The organism is Paenibacillus sp. NRS-1782, from assembly GCF_050467685.1.
Lineage (GTDB): Bacteria > Bacillota > Bacilli > Paenibacillales > Paenibacillaceae > Paenibacillus > Paenibacillus terrae_A.
On sequence record NZ_JBITPH010000018.1, the window covers coordinates 67,267 to 85,096 of the forward strand.

The window sequence follows — 17,830 nt, forward strand, 5'->3', positions numbered from 1 at the left end:
TTGAAAGCGCTTTCCATTGAGATATTACCATACTATTCCATTATAGAGTACCTATATAATTAGTGGGAAAATCATGTGATAATTCGTTATTTTGTGATTCTCGATTTTGAAAAATTCTAGATTGTAAACGTTATAATTGCCAAAAAGTAAGAATGAGTGTAAAATCTATGGCCCTACGCAGAAAGCAGAGTAGTATCGAATTGGTAAATACAGGAGAAAGAAGGAGATGAATATGAACAAGTGGGACACGGAAGAGGCCATTCGGCGCTGGAATATGCATGCAGAGAGCTTTACTGCAAGATACACTGAGGAAGGGGATCGCTCTCGCGAGGTGCTGTTGAATCCTGCATTGCAAGAATGCATGGGCACCCTCGCGGGTAAAAAAGTGCTGGATGCCGGGTGTGGCGAAGGTTATCTGAGCCGTAAAATGGTCAGGGCGGGTGCGCTGGTGGAAGGTGTCGATTATTCTACAGAGATGCTGGAGCTTGCAAGAAAGCGGACACCGTCAGATTTGGGAATTACGTATCATCACGGTAATCTGGAGAAGCTGGAGATGTTCGGGGATCAGAGCTTTGATCTAATCGTATCCAATATGGTCATACAGGACTTGGAGGATTATGAGCAGGCGATTGCCGAAATGCGGCGGCTGTTGGTGCCAGGGGGCAGCTTTATTTTTTCTATATTGCATCCGTGCTTTCAGACACCAGAGAGTGGATGGGTAAAGGATGAGGCAGGGAAAAAGATGTACTGGAAAGTAAACCGTTATTTCAGTGAAGGCGCATTGGAGCAAGATATGCCTTATGATCAGGAGGAAAAGCTTCTGTACTTCCATCGCACGCTGGGCAGCTACGTACAGGCTATTACTGGAGCGGGTTTGCTGCTAGAGGCAATGATCGAACCGAAGCCGTCCGCAGAGATGCTGGAGCGATATCCCGATTTCCATGAGGACCTGAACGTCAGTCATTTTCTCATTTTTAAAACCAAGCGTCAGGGATAGGAAACAGGCTCTTTTCTTTCCGCGTCAAGTGTGGTAGAACAAAAGAAGGTGTTTGTAACAGACACCAAACAACTGGTAGAGCTTCATACGGAAAGGGATGCAACTGGGATGTACGTGGTATGTAAAGAGCATGTGGAACTGGCAATTGATATGTTCGTCGATGAATACGAGGATGCACCGGATGTCGTCGATCTCAAGGAAACGAAATTTTCGGATTGGGACCCTCCGGTGAAGTGCAAGGAATGTGAGAACAAAGCAGAATTTTTGGTCGTATAAAAACAAGCACGGGCGTTTCGGGCAGAAACGTCCTTTTTGTATACTAGGATTTTGCAAAATCCTTATACATATAGCTATACTTATTCCCAACAGGTGCTGAGACAGGAGTGAACGATGGATGGACCCTTTGCTGCATTCACTGTTTCGTCCGATTCAGGTTAATGGAAGTGATTCTTCCACATATTATATCGAAAAAAGGCCGTCTGCTCCGCTGAGGGCTTATGTCGCTTGCTATTGGGAGTCCGGTCCGGTTACTGGAGAGGCTTTGGAGGGGAATCATGGTATTTCCTGTGGTAACGAAGCTACATTAAGCTTGTTAGGTGAAGAAGCGGTGGATCGGGTATTACCTGATGGCTGTACGGATATTCTATTAAAATACAACCCGGTGAGTAAGCGTCAGGATATCTCGTACTGCGGGACGTTTACACATCCGTTCGTGTCTGCTAGACAAGCAGGTACCGAGACACGCATTTTTGCTGTGCGATTTTTTCCGGGCGGAGCACATTATTTTCACGGTATGCCGACTCACTTGTTTACAGGCGGTAATTATCGCTTGGATGATATATGGCCCGAGAATATCGAGATCATAGGTGAGCGCATTTTGGAAGCTCGGGATTTCAATGAACGGGTGCGGATGATGGACGAGTATCTGAACCAGCTTATACTGCGCCAAGGGATGAGCGATTGTGACCTGATGAAAAATCTGCTGCATCGTATTTTTGTAAGTAGTGGGAGTATGAGTGTTAAAGAGCTAGCAGAGCGCGAAGCGATCAGTGAAAGACAGATCAACCGCAAGTTCGGGCAATGGATCGGGATCAGTCCCAAAAAGTTCAGTGAAGTCGTCCGCTTCCAGAGCGTTCTGCAAAGTATTCAAAGCGGTGACCCTCTGGATTGGACGGAGCTTGCGTTGAAATACAGCTTTTTCGATCAGGCGCACCTGATCCGCGATTTCCGCAGGTTCTATGGTGATTCTCCGCTTACAGCGGCAAGGGATTTTCGCAGGTTGTCCGATTTTTACAATACGCGCCCCGAGGCCTCCGTTATACTCAAAACATGAAGAAGAATGACAAAGGAGAGATGAGAACATGAGTGGAACGCTGCAAGTTCGCGAGCATCTGCTGAATGAGCTGGAGACTGGAGTACGAACAGGAGAAGCCCTGATCCGTAAAATACGTCCAGAGGATTGGAGCTTTCGTCCACAGGACAATTTCCGCTCACTTTTGGAACTAGTGCATCATTTTGTACTCATTCCTGCCTCGGATCTTGCCATTATGCATCAGGAGAAGTCCGAGGAAGAAGTAGGGAATATTGAAAACAGCCTGTCCGAGGTAGACGATCCCGAACGCTTGGCTGCAAGTTTCAGGGAGAATTTTGAGACGTATAAGGCTTACATTCTTTCGCTTAGCGAAGAGGATTATCTGAATCGTTCGACCAAAGCCTTTTATATGGAGCATGGACATGTGCAGGTCCAATGGCAGATTGAGACCATGACACACGTGTTCCATCACCGTTCGCAAATATATAATTATTTGAAGCAGTTGGGGCATGAAGTGAGCTTTTTTATGTTGTATGCTTGAGTATTTTTTATAAAAGGTTTCGAGGGCACCTGTGCGGTGCTCTTTTTCTTCGTCAGTTTAGGCTTATTTGTAAACCGTTTCTTCTCCCGTCCCCACGTTCTGAAGATTTTATAGTTTTTCATCCGGTCATAACCCGCATAAGGATAAAGAAACTAACATTGGACCTTGGCAAGCTTTATCAGCGTAGAAATATTATCCTCATTATGGACAGGGAGCGTTACTTTTAACGCAAGAGAAAGTTCACATTTGGCATCGACAGCCAGAAGGAGTTTGTAGCCAAAACAATTGATCTTGTTGCTCAAAGTAGCCAGCTTTTCGCCCAGTTCACATTGCCCGTAAGCCCACTTTGTACTTCAGTTCTCTTTTCTCATAGGAATAGATATTGACTTTCTTGTAGAATAGAAAGAGTGACTTTCACCTTTGGGTTTGGTTTGAAAAGCCTCTACAACTTGAGGTTAGTCCTTTTTATGTTCAGTATTCCCTTGTACAACAAGGGCTGAGAATAATGCAACATGATCAAACTTTATTTTTTCGGAATAAGTCAAATTATCTTGAGTACCAACGCACTTGTAGCCTAAACTGCATTTCATGTACAGTTCGCAGGGTCTTGCTTTTTCAATACCATTCCTGTACAGAACGCATGTTTCATTTTTTCGTAGTCTTTGATATAATAATTTTCATTCAATTAGTTTTTTTGTGGCTAATGACAATTACAAATTTAGGAAATTTATGCATCTATATTATATGGAGGATACCATTCATGAAAAGGGATTACGTCAGCATCGAGTCATTTTGTGGTGCAGGTGGTCTTGGTCTTGGGCTACGTGGGGCGGGCTTCCAAATAGGAGCTGCATTTGATCTCAATGAGCCAGCAGTGTTAACTTTCCAGGAAAATTTATCCAATAGATGTTTTGTTGCTGATGCTACAAAGCTATCTGGAGATTATTTATTAGAGTATGCTGGTATAAAAAAGGGTGAGCTTGATTTATTTGCAGGAGGCCCTCCATGTCAAGGGTTCTCTAAACAAAAAAAAGGAGCTCATTTAGGAGATGACGAAAGGAATAAATTGGTCTTAGAGTTTGTTCGGTTAGTAAAAGAGCTCGAACCTAAATTTTTTATGCTTGAAAATGTTGCTATGTTAGGCCAAAAAAGAGGAACTTATTTTATAGATGCTCTTAAAGAGGAACTTAAAGAATACACGTTATTCCCTAATATATATAACTCAGCGGACTATGGACTTGCACAGACGAGAGAAAGATTTATCATTGTAGGAAAACACTCTAAAATCAAAGCGCCCTTTATGATACCTACTCCAACTGTTAATGTATGGAAAACTGTGGGTGAAGTTCTTAGTGATTTACCAGAGCCACCAGAGGATCATAGAATTGAGCATCCAGAATTAGCTAACCATCAGAGAGCTAACGTCTCTGCTATGAATGTAAAGAGATTTTCATACGTTAAGCAAGGTGGTGGTTGGAGAGATATCCCTATGGAATATAGATTGGATTGTCATAAAAAAGCCGACACATCAAAAGGTGGATGGCCAGATGTATACGGGCGTTTAAGATGGGACGGCCAAGCTCCAACCATAACGGGTGGCTTTGATAGTTATACACGTGGTAGATATGGTCATCCTTTACAAAATCGTCCGCTTACACCTAGAGAAGCTGCGCTCTTACAGGGATTTCCTATAGAGTACCGATTTTACGGAAATAAACATGAAGTAAGGCATCAAATTGGGAATGCAGTTCCACCGTTGTTATCCGAGGCGATCGGAGATGAAATCATACGTTCACTAGAAATTGAATATGAGAATGAGATTTTATTTGAGGCAAACGCCAGTCTTGCAAGATAATCTAAATAAAGGGGGTGCTCGTAATTGAGCACCTCCTTTATTTATGAATAATTACTAATATTATCGAATAAGCTATTAACTTCGTAGAAATATTCTCCCAAAGGTCTAACATTGATTGGAGGAAACACATTATTAAGTGCTAAGTATTTAGTAGGTGCGTCTAAATAGTATATACGATACATTTGTGCTATAAATAATTGATATGCACGCCATTGCTCCGGCAAACATATGTCGGTTACTTCTAATTTTTTTTGATCGGTTTTGGTTTCTGATAAACAAACTAGCATACCTAGGAATCTTCCTGTCCCGTATACACCATCAAGCACACGCTGGTGTGCCCATACTTGTATGACTCTTTCCCGAGTCGATGTTTTGACTGGTAAGTGAATTTTAGGACGATTATAGCCAAGATCATAAATATAATCAGTAGGCAAAGAAGTGTCTCTGTCCAAATTTAAAACTTGAATTGAGGTTTGAGGATGTACTTGAAGAGTTTTTGCGAACCAATGACTTGAGAAATACTCAAAAAATGTCCCTGGGGTCTTCTGGTCTCCGCTTTTCCCTAAGTCAATAACAGCACAAAAACTTATAGCTATTGTGTATAGTGCCTTAGTTATATCATTTGGAGTAGTACTATTCAATTGATTGTTAATTAGGTGTGCTAATGTATTCTCCACTAACTGCACTTCATTAATAAATAAATCTTCATTTACTGCTCTAGAATTTTTAGTTCCATTATGAAATACAAAGTATTGTTTACCGGGAATCTTAGATATTAAACTTATTTTAGTTGAAGCAGCTAAAATATTTTGACAATGCCTATGGAGTTCAATAAATAAGTTTGTTATTTCAGAATTCTGGGCATCAATTTTGGAAAGTTTCCCTATACTCTTATAAATTCTAATTGCTGTATTCATGTTAGCCTCTATTCATAGTGATTACGTCGCCGATTTTTTTAATAAATTGCTTAAAGATCATAAGAAAATAGTTCAATTAGCTTTTTGTTGTAACTCAATTAAACCAACAATATTTTTTGTTATAGTAGTAAGAATTTCGAGCTCTGTTGTTTCTCTTGAATTTATGAGTAACATAAGTTCATTTATGATTTGTTTTCGATCCGTAGTTTCATCGAATTGGAAAAGTTCAAAAGGCGGAACTTTTAACGCTAAAATTATTTTTTCCAACGTCTCCAATGAAATATTTCGATCTCCACGTTCTACTCCACCAATATAACTGTAATGAAGTTCTGCTGCTTCTGCTAGTTGTTCCTGTGTCCATCCTTTAGCTTTTCTTAGTTCTCGTATTCGGTTTCCGACACTTTCTGGTAAACTCATGTAATCACCTCCACTTAAGGTTAGAAGAGGAGAGAATATCGTTACAGACCATCTTATACAAAATAAATACATATAAAACTGTACTTTTAAGTACTTTTTATATTGACCTCCTTTTTCACTTTCTATACAATTGGTTCTAAATGGGAATATAAGGAGGGACTACTCTTGAGAACTTCTATTCTGAAATCACTCAAACCGGACATCATTGTTGAAATGTTAGAGATGGCTGTGGTTTTTGAAAATTGGAAAAAGGTGATGGAGACGGCGGATATTTTGTACCAATGTGTACAGCGTATCTATGAAGAACGGCAGTATCATAAAGCAATGAAATTACTCATTCCGCATGTCAATTTAGAACGTCCGTTGGTATATTATTTTGGGCTCAGTCACCTGATGTGTGGAATGGCTCACCAGAACCAGGGCGCATATGAGCAGGCAAGGGAGTGCATCTATAAGTATGCTGAGCTGGGGTGGATGGAGGATTTAAAGGAAGAAGACAATCAGGTTGTGGAGGAATTCAGGTTTTTAGCCAAAACTAATTTATATGCAGTAGATATTTTGTCTGGAAATATAGAGCTGCTGGAGGAATACGTAGCCTTTTTGCAGGATAATCTAGAGGAAATATTACCGGCAGCGCTTATGTATCATTTGGATGTGGCAGATATTTTACATACGTTTGCAGAGCAGATTGATGAATTTGGGGATTACGAGGATGCGGAGAACGTATCATACTATTATAGCAGTGGGGGTTACTTTGCAGGCGATGCAACTAGCCAACCAGTCGGGTAATGATGGTCAATTTAAGAGATGTACTGCATTGTTCGAATCATTACGGGAGTCAGCGACATTTGAACAAATCAGCGAATATCGAAAGATGCTAATGCAGTGTCTTGATGAATACGGAACTGGTAGGGATAGCATCATGAAGAGCGTAAATGAATGATCCGTTATGATCTGAACAGGGAATATGCTCGTAGCGGAGAGGAAATAGATAGGTAAGAGGTGTTTCAGGTGCTAAAATAACTATGTTAAAGGTATTTTTTCATGTTAGGGATCGTAAATACGATTTTACATTATCAATCGACATAGATAGGGGTATGGAATTTGTTTATTCAACTTATAGGTGTGGGCAAGTTAAAAGAGAAGTATTTGGTCATGGGAATTCAGGAATATGCTAAACGGCTGGGGCCATACATCAAGTTTCAAATGATCGAAGTAGCCGATGAAAAGGCTCCCGATACACTGAGCGAGGCGGAAGTTCGACAGGTCAAGGAGCGAGAGGGAGAGCGCATCCTTGCCCATGTGAAGAGTGAGGCACATGTCATTGTGCTCGCCATCGACGGCAAGCTCTGGAGCTCGGAGGAACTCGCAGAGGAATTGGACAAGCTCGGTACCTACGGTACAAGCCATGTCGTCTTCGTCATTGGCGGCAGCCATGGTCTCTCTGACGAAGTCCTTCGCCGTGGCCAGCAGAAGCTGAGCTTCGGAAGGATGACCTTGCCTCATCAGCTGATGAGGCTAGTGCTGGTGGAGCAGATTTACCGAGCGGTGAAGATTAATCGGGGTGAACCGTATCATAAATGATAGTAAAGCAAAGGGTGGAGATAATTTTAACTGCAGTGGATATTTATTAGCAAGTAGAGGGAACTATAAAGTGCTTAGATAGTTCAAGGTTGTATTCAATATGTTTACTTAAAATTATTTATAGTCAATGATTCATTGACTTTTTAGTTGCACTGAGCATATACTTAATAATATAAAACCAAGGGGATGTGTAAAAATGAAAACAATCTTCGAGCAAATAGGAGAGAAGGTTGCTAGTTGGCTTGAATCGCAAGGTGAGACGCAGTCTTTTTTTGCAGAGAGAATGGGCATCTCTAAACAAGTGATGAGTAAAATAGTCAATGGAAAAAAGGCAATTAATATTGATGAAATTACAAAAATAGCAAGTATCATTGGAGTAACGGTGGATGAACTTGTAAGACCAAAGGAAATACCACAAGTGATTCAAGAACCGATTTTGTTCATGATTGGAAAATTAGAAAACGAAAACACAAAAGAAGGACTTCAGTTTCTAAATCATGTAATGAATGAGATGATTGAACTAGAAGAAATTCTTCATTTGAAATAAGGAGGCAGTATGAGAGAATTTCCTTCTTTAAGTCCAAAGGAATTTGATGAAATTGAAGCAAAAGTTCGGGCTAAGCTTGGAGAAAAGTTAAAAACACACAGGGTGTTGAGAGAAGAAGTATTAGAATTAATCCAACAGGAAGCAACCTTGCTTAAATACCCTATAAAAGATAATGAGTTATGTGCTTTTGTTTGCAAGAAAAAAGACAGGGTTTTCGTCTATATAAACACATTTATTCCTAGAGAAAAACAAGTGTTTGCAGCAGCTCATGAATTATATCATATCTGGTATGATCAGGATAAGCTAAATCAAACTGAATTATTACACGATCAGGTGTTAGAGAATTACACCGAGGATGTTAATGAGTTAAAAGCTAATCTATTTGCAGCTCTTTTACTTGTCCCTACAGAGGTTTTATCTAACGAAATAAAATCTCGTGGAATACAAAAAAATTCTTTAAAGATTGAAGATATAGTTAGGTTAATGGCTTTGTTTTATGTGCCATTTAAGACTATTGTGAGGCGTTTGTTTGAAATTGAATTTATCGATGAGAAGAAGATGCGTGAATTCTTGACTGTACCAGATCGGGACTCACAGGCGGGTGTAATTCTAGTTAGAAAGAGGTTACAGTTAAACGATTCTACACAAGACAGAACAAACGAGGTTTTTTTTGAAAATCTGGTTGAGAATGCGATTTCAGCGTATAATGAAGAAATCATTAATGAACAAAAACTTCGGAATATTCTATCTCTAGTAAATCAATCTCCTGAATCAATGCAGATTATTGAACTAGGAACAGAAGGTGACTGGGATAGTATTATGGGGGATTACGACGGGGATGACTGATTGGATTTGGGAAGAAGCGATACTAGACACAGATTTCGCTCTTAAACTAGGGAAAGTCCAAAAGTTTAATGCAATAGAGAAATACATCCCCCTATTAGTAAAAAAACTATATATTCATCGTTACGTATACGAGAATGAAATCTTAATGCCGAAAAGAACGAAAGATCAAATCGACAAATTAATAGAGAACGATAATGCTGTTATTGTGGATGCTGAAGTTCTACGACACGGCGTTTATAAACCTATGATTTATCTCCAAACGATACAGCACTTGGAGAAGCTTGATCCCGAGACAAGAACTGGCGGAAAAAACTGGGGGGGAAATTGTCTCAACTGCCTACGCTTTTGCAAGTGGAATTCCATATATACTTTCGGATGAACGAGAACTTCAAGAGTTGTTAGATAAAGAACTGAATAGTGGGACTGATAAAGATATTATAGTGGTTCGTCTTAGAGACTTTATTGTGGGTATGAAGGAAAAAGGTTTATCAAGAAAAGAAGCATACGCAATGTGGTGTTTTGCACATCAGGACGAAAGAGACAAAACAAAGATGGAAAAAGCAAAGATTGCTTTTCAAAATGATATTTGGTGTTTGTAGTTTTAAGCGACTATGTATTTAAGTCGTTTTTTTTGTATTTACCATGAAGTAAAGCTGAACCGTATCACAAATAGTGGTAAAGCGGCGGCATGAAATATCTATTGATATAAAGATGTTTAAGAGCGTATTTTCCATTTTTCCAAATATGGTGTAGTCTATGGCTATTAGCATGAGAAAGGCGAGGTCAGACCACTAAGCTTCTTTTTCCAAATGGATAAGTATTTTCAATGAAAGATTATTGCCTTAATGCATAGAATTATCAATCATTAGGCAGGCGAATAAACTTATGAAGAGAAACTAATTAGCATAGAGGTGATATGTTTGAAAATTGATTTACAAGGACGCATAAAAAATATTAATCTACCTGCATATACACCGCTGATTCCTCTTTTCGAAGCGATTGTAAATTCTATTCAAGCAGTTGAGGCGACTGGGGAAGATTTAAGGAATAACTTTATTCGTATTCAAGTCCTAAGAGATACTAGGCAAGCAGCTATGGACTTCCAAGAGAATTCCAATATACATCCAATCTCGGGCTTTGTAGTTACCGATTCTGGAATAGGGTTTAATGAAGATAATTTTAATTCTTTTAGAACTTCAGATTCTACTTATAAAAGCATTATTGGTGGAAAAGGGGTCGGGAGATTAACTTGGCTAAAAGCATTCGATACAGTTGAAATTGAAAGTTCATTTTCTGATATTGTTGAACTTAAGGGGTGAGCATTTTCTTTTACTATTGAAGATGGTGTTACACAAGTAGAAGATATACACTTAACAAATGAAACAAAACGATCTACGACGGTCGATTTGTCCAATCGAGAGATCATTGGCCATAGCGCAGGTCCAAACAAGGATGCTGCTCTGATTTCCCGCGCTTTTGCGAGCGTCAAGGGCGATTTGTGTCAGATTTAGTGGTTTCATACGGACCGTGGCAGCGAGTTTAAAAATCAAAAGATGGACGAACTGCTGGAGACGTTTGAAAAAAGCTTCGTATCCATGGAACACTAGGATATATGACGCCTGTTCAGTATCGTCATGCAGCCCTTAAAAAAGTTGTCTGATTTACTGTTGACAATCCAAAGTCAGCTAATCGACCTTGGCAGGAAGGCATTCTTAATCTCAACAACTATTCTAATAATTACCCCAACAACCACTGATGCTTTGAAGTCTGTCAGAGGTTGTTTTTTTATTGAGATTTGCAGGGAGAGGGTACGGTCTGTATTTTATAGAGATTTTGTAGAGGCTAGGATTTAAACTTTGAAAAAAGTTTGGTGAAAATGTAGTTATCATGAGCTGATTTCCTAAGGATCACAATAAAATGTGTTTTGAAAAAGCAGATATTCTTCAACATTGTCAGACAAGATACTAGAAGTATATTTTCCAAGTCTTGTCGAAAAAAGTTTATTGGCTTACACTGAGTAGGTAAATTGTCTCAAATTTAAAATATGAAAAAAGAACTAAGATAGGCTTGCTATATGTAGATGTCCTATAATCGGCGTCCTACATCTGAGAGTTTTTTTGTGATAATAGTCTACATCGAAACTAAGATACTAGGAAGAAGGAACTACTACATCTACCAGCAAGCCAATCCGTTTCTAAGAGGAGGTGAAAAAGAGGGAACTTAGCAAGTTACATCTCGGCAGACGGTTTAAGCATACCTAGTTCCAAGAATAATCAACTGAACGGATGGTTGGACCGCATGTGATGGTAGAAATTGAGTTTCACGCTTCATATTGTCGAGCGGTTGTTTAGATTTTGTATAGGTCCCTCGTAATATAATGTTGAAATACATTGTGTAAACTGTGCGTATTCTGCCGTTTGCAGTATGTAAGTAGCAAAGACCATCGAAGGAGAGGGGAAGATAGCTACTAAGCATGATCAACAGCCAGCACCCCACGGCACGTACACGTTCATCTGGAACTCCGCAAGAGTTTCGATGATATAAAGGCTGCTGGGATCAAGCCAATAGCATATGTTTATTCGCTTGAGCGGTTAAATCGAGGAAATGAGCTCGATATAGAAAAAAATCTGGCAATAAAGGGGTAATTTATTTGAAAAGAAAACGCAGTTTGAGCAAAGCTGTGCTATCTTTCTGCCTAGCAGTTTTGCTTGTCTTGCAGACGGTGACGTTCTCTGCTGTCGCGTTTGCGGAGAGAACGTCAGACGGTTTCGGGACGGCGGACGAACCGTCGTCGGTATCTGAGGCAGTGTACGCTGCGCCGACCGAACCGTTGCCAGTACCAGAGGCGGTGTTCGCGATGCCGGCCAATCTCGTAGCGATGGCGGCAGTCCCGACGGACAAAACGGCGGTGTTCATGGAAGCTAATTCAACCTTTCCGCTGGAAGTGACGCAGGGAAATGCTGTTATTGATCCAAACGGTATTATTCAGGGTAGACAGCCATTTACTCTCAAATCGGAAGGTCTGAAGGTGCCAGTGAATGGTGATGACTCTAATCCGACAAATGCGAATCTCGACCTATACATTCAGAAGGGTGACTGGATCGAGCTGAAAAGAGAAGACTACTTCAAGGAAGTGGTGTTGCCGACAACTAATAAAACCCTGAATGCACAGACTGAATCAGGTATGAAACAGCTTGGTACCGCCTATTTCACTCCAAATAGCATCAGGATTGTATTTAACGGTGATGATAACTTTTTCAATGGTGTTGGACGAGGTATTGTCTTCAGCTTTGTAACTACTGCCGATGCAGATGTAACGGGAATGGAGTATGGCGATACAAAGCCTATCAACATCTTTGGCGGTGCTTATCAGCTAGAGAACCCAAATGTTACAGCAGCGTATAGCATTACTTTAAGCTCGCCTGGAATGATCAGGTGGGATCAGTATGGTTATCGCGGAATTCAACCGGCACAATTTGTTGAGGGAGCGATTACTTGGCAGTCAAGCGTATCTGCATTCGATCAGTTTGATAAAACAATCAAATTACCGCTAGACGGGAAGACATTTTATACGAATCCTTCAACTTATAATACCGGCTTTGGAAATGTCCGCGGTATCTATATGGAGGATTCATTCAAAGTAAATGACCAAAATGTAACTCCAGACATTGGGGCAGACGGATCGCTGACTTACACTTTCCCACAGGGAACAGGTGTAGATCCAAAGGTTGAATATAAAACATGGATTCCAAAGGAAGCCTATTATTACGAGCACCGGAATCCGCCAGGCAATCTTGGTCGTAGCTATCGGGATATGAATGGCAAAGTGGAACTGAGACAGGGCAATAATATGTTGGTGCAGGCAGGTCAGGAAATTTCTTTCGCACCCGACTGGATTCAAGCCAGCGCCTCGTATGACAATCCTAATGAAACAATCACATGGAAAGTCACTGTTAACCAGTATAACAAAAAAGGTTTAAAGAACTTTACCATCACAAATGTACTACCTGAAGGGTTGGATTTTACTTCAGCCACATGGCAGACATGGGTGGATGGCACTGCATCTGAGGTACAATCAATTGCACCGGATGCGAACAGTGTTTATTCCTTTGGGGACATTAACGGTAAAGTGGAACTAGTGATTAAGACTAAGGTGAAAAACGGTTCAAATTTCAGAATCGATCCACGCGCTAACTGGAATTTGGACACACCAGGCGGTATTCAGAACAATGATGTGATAACTGGTATAAGACCTGCCGCAGTAACTGACGAGGCAATCGTTACTATTGGTGCGCATAATTTTACAAAAAATGGATCTGTTTCAATGGAGGATTATAACCTGGGCGGCATCACGTGGAGCGTTAATCTAACGCCACAGTATGCCCTGCCAAATGCGGCGGTATACGATGTGCTGGTGCATGGCGGAGATTCGAACGTCTTGGACAACGCAGTGGATGCAACCGGCGAGGTGAGCGCGGAAACGATTGCGAAAATCAAGGCAAATGTTAATACTACTCAGCTTTGGAAGCAATATCACGAAGGTACCCTCAAGAGCACAAACGGCTTAACCTTGAAGGTTATCCCTTTGACAGTGAACGGTGAAGTCGTGGCCGATTTGATCAAGGTAACCGGATACACCGACAAAGCTGCATCCTTCAGCTTCCGTTCACTTGAGACCAAGCCGGATATCCTCTTCAGACAGGATATTAATGCAGGGAAAACAAGTTGGAATCGGGCTTTGCTCTTTGACGGAGAAACCGTAAAAACTGCTGCGCAAAACGCTGTTAATCTTCATCTGCGTATGCTGAACAAGGATATGCTCTTTGCGTCGAAGCCATTGAAAGCAGATGGTACACTTGAAAATGTTAATCCAAATAACGTAAGTAGCTACATTAGAAACGACAGCAATGAAGCGTGGACGATTTCTGGCTATGACAGGACAACCAAGACTGTTACATTCCGCTTAGGGGTGAATATGCCAGGATACAACACAGAAGAAATGGCTAAGGACGGTGGTAGCCGAGTAATCAGCAACATCAAGCTAGTGGATACACTGCCTGAAGGCTGGGAATTCGTTCCGTTTTCTGAGAGCAAAGATGTTGAGCTTTGGAAAGGCTACTCGGACAATAATGGAGGTACCGAGTATGGTGTCAGAAACGACGCCAAAACAATGATTGAACCAGGCACTAATGCTCATGTGGTAAACTTTTCCCATAATGGAAACGTAGGAACTTTCACCTTCTCTAAATTGGAAAGTCCTTATGTTATTTTGGTAAAGGCAAGACCATCCAATGTGGCATTAGGCAAATATTTAGAGGAATACACTACAAACGGCACAACCAAGCAGGTGTTGTATAATAAAGCTGACCTTCATATGACATGGGGCGGAGAGGAAAAGGTTCTCACTGAACAACGTAAGATTATCGTACCTATTCAGACCTTGGGCAAGTCGGTAACTAAGCCAGTTCCAGGGGTGCTGGAATGGACAGTGAACTATACCCCGCCATTTAACATGAAGCAGGGCGTTTATCTGCAGGATACCCTAGGTGCAGGCATGAATCTGCGCTATGAAGAAAGCGGAAAGCTTGTGCTGACAGCGCCTAGTATGGCAGTCTATCGTGCTAAACTGACTGCCAGCGGTGCTCTGGAACGAGAGGGCGCAGCACTGAATCTAAGCGACCCGAATGCTGAAGTTCAGGTAGAAGCTGCACCAGGCGCGGGAGGCACCACAGTTTTAAAATTCAAAATGAACGACCCTAATAAGTTTTACCAGTTTGTGTACCAAACAGAGGTTGATTCATCTAAAGCGAAAGCCGGAGACAAAATGGGCAACGAGGTAAAGCTGGAGGGTGATGGCAATCTGAAATCTGTCAGTGCCAGAAGCGAAAGCACGCTGGACAGTTCGGACGTAGCCGGCAGTTCAAGCTCCAATGCCCTGCTGCCCCTGAAAAAGGTGGATCCTAATGGAAATCCGCTAAAAGGCGTAGAGCTTACGCTCTATAAGAAGGACGATGGAACTCAAATCGCCAAAGGAACAACCGATAGCGGAGGGAAACTTAATCTGCTATTCCCAGATCCAGGGTATTATGAGCTGAAGGAAACTTATATTGACACAACGACATGGTTGCCGACTACAAGAATTTATCAGGTGTACGTAGGGAATACGCCCGGGAAGCCCATCTGGGTAGATGGCGTAAAAGTAACCTCTGATAATCCGCTGGTTGTACCTACGCCGGCGCAAGGAAAGCTGACTATTAGCAATAAGGTTGGAGGAAACGGCAGCGATTCTTCCAAGGAATTTGAATACACCGTGACCTTTACCGGCGAAGGCAAGGACGGAGAGTACACCTATAAGAAGCCGGATAATACGATTGGCACGATCAAGAGCGGAGATAAGATTACCCTCAAGCACGGGGAATCTGTGACGCTCCCGATATTGCCCGCGGATCTGGTCTATACCGTAACCGAGGCCGATTATACGACCGTTGACGGTTATATCACCACGCCGGGGACGAGAGAGCTGTCCGGCACAATCGTGAATAAAGGCGACCACAAGGCGGATTTCATCAATGAACGGACCGTCAACAAACTGACCGTCAGCAATACGGTCATGGGCAACGGCGGCGACAAGACGAAGGTGTTCGAGTACACCGTCGTCTTTGAGGATGCAGGCAAGGATGGAAGCTACTCTTACTTGAAGTCGGGCGGGGGCACAGGTACGATCAAGTCCCGCGATACCTTCAAGCTCAAGGATGGAGAGACACTGGATATTTCGGGTCTGCCTAAGGGTCTGAAATACACAATTACCCAGAAGGAATACACAGCCGACGAATACGTGACCATTCCTGAGGAACGGTATTATACCGGAGTCATGGAGGGCAAAGATGAAGATGCCCCGTTTACGAACGTGCGAGTCTTGGAGGGCGACTTGCTAATCAGCAACACGATTAAAGGCAAAGACGACGACAAAAAGAAGCCGTTCAAGTACACAGTCACCTTCACAGGTGAGAGAGCGAACGAATCCTATTCTTATGTGAAGTCGGATGGCAGTAAGGGCACGATCAAGAGCGGAGAGACCTTCGAGCTTACAGATGGCCAGACGCTCATTGTGCAAGGACTTCCGACATATCTCCAGTATAAGGTGACCCAGGATGATTATACGAAAGACGGCTATGTGACAGATCCTGAAAGTCTCGTTCGCACAGGCACCATTCCACAGAAAAAAGCGGCCGAAGCACACTTTGTCAATACCCGCCCGTATCTGGAAGGCGTGCTGCGTGATAACAACACAGGAGAAGTCATTCCGAATGCCCCCATCACGGTGACCGATCTGAACACAGGCAAGGAGCTTCAGACGAAGACAAATGAGAAGGGTGAATATTCGGTCCCAGCCGCAGCGGATACCGACTATACGATCACATATACGAAGTGGTATCAGGTAGGTGGGAAGGGTGTGCCTGTCGAGTTCACGCAAAAAGCAAATGTGGACGGCAGCGTGACGGACGAGACCGTTCCGGCGGACATTACGGCGGTAGGGATCGTTCTGTTCAAGCAGCTGAATGGAGCAAAAGAGCTATTCAACGATTCGTTTACCAACCAGATGCATATCTATTTGAAGGACAAGGACGGCAATTATATTAAGGAGAACGGTCGTCCTAAGGCGTTTCCGATGGCTTCGAACGGAACTTTCTCTGTGGAAGGGCTAAGCGAGCAGAAGTACACAATGGAAGTTCGCTATAAAGCTGAGACCGGCGAGGAACTGCTCCTCAAAGTGACGCAACTGGACGTGAAAGCTAACGGAGAGCTGAATATTTCCGAGGAATTGGTCGACCCTTATGGTACGGTTTATGATGAAACGACAGGAGATGCCATCACTGGCAAGAAAATTGACGGAGCCAAAGTTACACTGTATTATGCGGATACGAAGCGGAATAGAGATAACGGCCGCATTCCGGGTACGAAAGTAACGCTTCCTCCGGTTCCGAATTTTCCACCGCACAACAACGAGAGCCCGGAGCAGGATAGCGATGCAAATGGCTCCTATGCGTACATGGTGTTTCCTGAAGCGGATTACTATCTGATCGTAACGAAGGACGGATACGAGACGCACCGTAGTGATACGATTTCTGTCGATTTTGACATTATAAAATACGACGTGCCAATGAAGCCGATCAGTTCCGGCGGCAACTCCGGCAATGGTAACAGCGGAACCGACAACGGCAACAACGGAACCGGCAACGGCAACAACGGAACCGGCAACGGTAACAGCGGAACCGGCAATGGCAACAACGGAACCGACAATGGCAACAACGGAACTGGCAACGGTAACAACGGAACCGGCAACGGTAACAGCGGAACCGGCAATGGCAACAACGGAACCGACAATGGCAACAACGGAACCGGCAACGGTAACAGTGGAACCGACAACGGCAACAACGGAACCGGCAACGGCAACAACGGAACCGACAACGGTAACAACGGAACCGACAACGGTAACAGTGGAACCGACAACGGCAACAACGGAACCGACAACGGTAACAACGGAACCGACAACGGTAACAGTGGAACCGACAACGGCAACAACGAAACCGACAACGGCAACAGCGGAACCGACAACGGCAACAACGAAACCGACAACGTCGGCAACGGAACCGACAACGTTGGCAACGAGCTGGACGATGCTCCGAAAACCGGAGACAACAGCGTATCGCCAATCTTCTATATGGTTTTGGCGCTGATGTCCTTGATGACGATTGGGTTCTGTCTACTCGGTAACAAGAAGAAAAAGCACATCCAGTGACCGGGAAGGCGGTA

13 protein-coding genes and 2 pseudogenes are annotated in these 17,830 nt (G+C 42.7%); 13 read left to right on the forward strand and 2 right to left on the reverse strand.

Features of this window, described 5'->3' with window-relative positions:
* Window positions 1–232 precede the first annotated feature (232 nt).
* The 5 genes from ACIFQM_RS07450 (at window position 233) to ACIFQM_RS07470 (ending at window position 4,705) form a co-directional block, all read left to right on the forward strand.
* Complete coding sequence (locus tag ACIFQM_RS07450; protein ID WP_430043084.1) at window positions 233–997, forward strand: class I SAM-dependent methyltransferase; 765 nt, start codon at window positions 233–235, stop codon at window positions 995–997.
* A gap of 108 nt (window positions 998–1,105) precedes the next feature.
* Complete coding sequence (locus ACIFQM_RS07455; RefSeq protein WP_007433184.1) at window positions 1,106–1,273, forward strand: CxxH/CxxC protein; 168 nt, start codon at window positions 1,106–1,108, stop codon at window positions 1,271–1,273.
* A 118-nt stretch (window positions 1,274–1,391) separates the two neighbouring features.
* A complete protein-coding gene (locus ACIFQM_RS07460) occupies window positions 1,392–2,330 on the forward strand; it encodes a DUF6597 domain-containing transcriptional factor (RefSeq protein WP_430042983.1) in 939 nt (312 codons plus the stop codon).
* A gap of 28 nt (window positions 2,331–2,358) precedes the next feature.
* A complete protein-coding gene (locus ACIFQM_RS07465) occupies window positions 2,359–2,850 on the forward strand; it encodes a DinB family protein (RefSeq protein WP_430042985.1) in 492 nt (163 codons plus the stop codon).
* Between the two features lie 760 nt (window positions 2,851–3,610).
* Window positions 3,611–4,705: a DNA cytosine methyltransferase gene (locus ACIFQM_RS07470; RefSeq protein ID WP_430042987.1), complete on the forward strand. Its 1,095-nt coding sequence runs from the start codon at window positions 3,611–3,613 to the stop codon at window positions 4,703–4,705.
* A gap of 41 nt (window positions 4,706–4,746) precedes the next feature.
* On the opposite strand, the gene ACIFQM_RS07475 is transcribed toward ACIFQM_RS07470, so the two are convergent.
* Both ACIFQM_RS07475 and ACIFQM_RS07480 read right to left on the reverse strand, forming a co-directional pair.
* Window positions 4,747–5,622, reverse strand: a complete 876-nt coding sequence (locus ACIFQM_RS07475; RefSeq protein ID WP_430042989.1) for a hypothetical protein — start codon at window positions 5,620–5,622, stop codon at window positions 4,747–4,749.
* Between the two features lie 72 nt (window positions 5,623–5,694).
* Window positions 5,695–6,039: a helix-turn-helix domain-containing protein gene (locus tag ACIFQM_RS07480; RefSeq protein ID WP_430042991.1), complete on the reverse strand. Its 345-nt coding sequence runs from the start codon at window positions 6,037–6,039 to the stop codon at window positions 5,695–5,697.
* A 165-nt stretch (window positions 6,040–6,204) separates the two neighbouring features.
* On the opposite strand from ACIFQM_RS07480, the pseudogene ACIFQM_RS07485 reads away from it, so the two are divergent.
* The 8 genes and pseudogenes from ACIFQM_RS07485 to ACIFQM_RS07520 all read left to right on the forward strand — a co-directional run bounded on the left by ACIFQM_RS07485 (window position 6,205) and on the right by ACIFQM_RS07520 (window position 17,816).
* Window positions 6,205–6,982, forward strand: a pseudogene (locus ACIFQM_RS07485) (DNA-binding protein).
* Window positions 6,983–7,143: 161 nt separating this feature from the next.
* Window positions 7,144–7,623 (forward strand): 23S rRNA (pseudouridine(1915)-N(3))-methyltransferase RlmH, encoded by a 480-nt coding sequence (rlmH, locus tag ACIFQM_RS07490; RefSeq protein WP_430042993.1) that lies wholly within the window; start codon window positions 7,144–7,146, stop codon window positions 7,621–7,623.
* Window positions 7,624–7,819: 196 nt separating this feature from the next.
* Window positions 7,820–8,170, forward strand: coding sequence for a helix-turn-helix domain-containing protein (locus tag ACIFQM_RS07495; protein WP_044648108.1), 351 nt, complete (start codon window positions 7,820–7,822; stop codon window positions 8,168–8,170).
* A 9-nt stretch (window positions 8,171–8,179) separates the two neighbouring features.
* On the forward strand, window positions 8,180–9,016 hold the full coding sequence (locus tag ACIFQM_RS07500; protein ID WP_430042996.1) for an ImmA/IrrE family metallo-endopeptidase: 837 nt from the start codon (window positions 8,180–8,182) through the stop codon (window positions 9,014–9,016).
* A 281-nt stretch (window positions 9,017–9,297) separates the two neighbouring features.
* The gene (locus ACIFQM_RS07505; protein WP_430042998.1) at window positions 9,298–9,615 is read left to right on the forward strand and encodes a hypothetical protein; all 318 of its coding nucleotides are present in this window, start codon (window positions 9,298–9,300) and stop codon (window positions 9,613–9,615) included.
* A gap of 321 nt (window positions 9,616–9,936) precedes the next feature.
* Complete coding sequence (locus ACIFQM_RS07510; protein WP_430043000.1) at window positions 9,937–10,335, forward strand: ATP-binding protein; 399 nt, start codon at window positions 9,937–9,939, stop codon at window positions 10,333–10,335.
* Between the two features lie 81 nt (window positions 10,336–10,416).
* Window positions 10,417–10,596, forward strand: a pseudogene (locus tag ACIFQM_RS07515) (IS3-like element IS655 family transposase); the annotation flags it as partial.
* A gap of 1,070 nt (window positions 10,597–11,666) precedes the next feature.
* Window positions 11,667–17,816, forward strand: coding sequence for a DUF7601 domain-containing protein (locus tag ACIFQM_RS07520; protein ID WP_430043003.1), 6,150 nt, complete (start codon window positions 11,667–11,669; stop codon window positions 17,814–17,816).
* The last annotated feature ends 14 nt before the right edge of the window (window positions 17,817–17,830 follow it).

Bases quoted from the DNA above. Each gene is read 5' to 3' on its own strand.
- ACIFQM_RS07450 (WP_430043084.1), top strand. From the start codon at position 233: ATGAACAAGTGGGACACGGAAGAGGCCATTCGGCGCTGGAATATGCAT.
- ACIFQM_RS07455 (WP_007433184.1), top strand. From the start codon at position 1,106: ATGTACGTGGTATGTAAAGAGCATGTGGAACTGGCAATTGATATGTTC.
- ACIFQM_RS07460 (WP_430042983.1), top strand. From the start codon at position 1,392: ATGGACCCTTTGCTGCATTCACTGTTTCGTCCGATTCAGGTTAATGGA.
- ACIFQM_RS07465 (WP_430042985.1), top strand. From the start codon at position 2,359: ATGAGTGGAACGCTGCAAGTTCGCGAGCATCTGCTGAATGAGCTGGAG.
- ACIFQM_RS07470 (WP_430042987.1), top strand. From the start codon at position 3,611: ATGAAAAGGGATTACGTCAGCATCGAGTCATTTTGTGGTGCAGGTGGT.
- ACIFQM_RS07475 (WP_430042989.1), bottom strand. From the start codon at position 5,622: ATGAATACAGCAATTAGAATTTATAAGAGTATAGGGAAACTTTCCAAA.
- ACIFQM_RS07480 (WP_430042991.1), bottom strand. From the start codon at position 6,039: ATGAGTTTACCAGAAAGTGTCGGAAACCGAATACGAGAACTAAGAAAA.
- ACIFQM_RS07495 (WP_044648108.1), top strand. From the start codon at position 7,820: ATGAAAACAATCTTCGAGCAAATAGGAGAGAAGGTTGCTAGTTGGCTT.
- ACIFQM_RS07500 (WP_430042996.1), top strand. From the start codon at position 8,180: ATGAGAGAATTTCCTTCTTTAAGTCCAAAGGAATTTGATGAAATTGAA.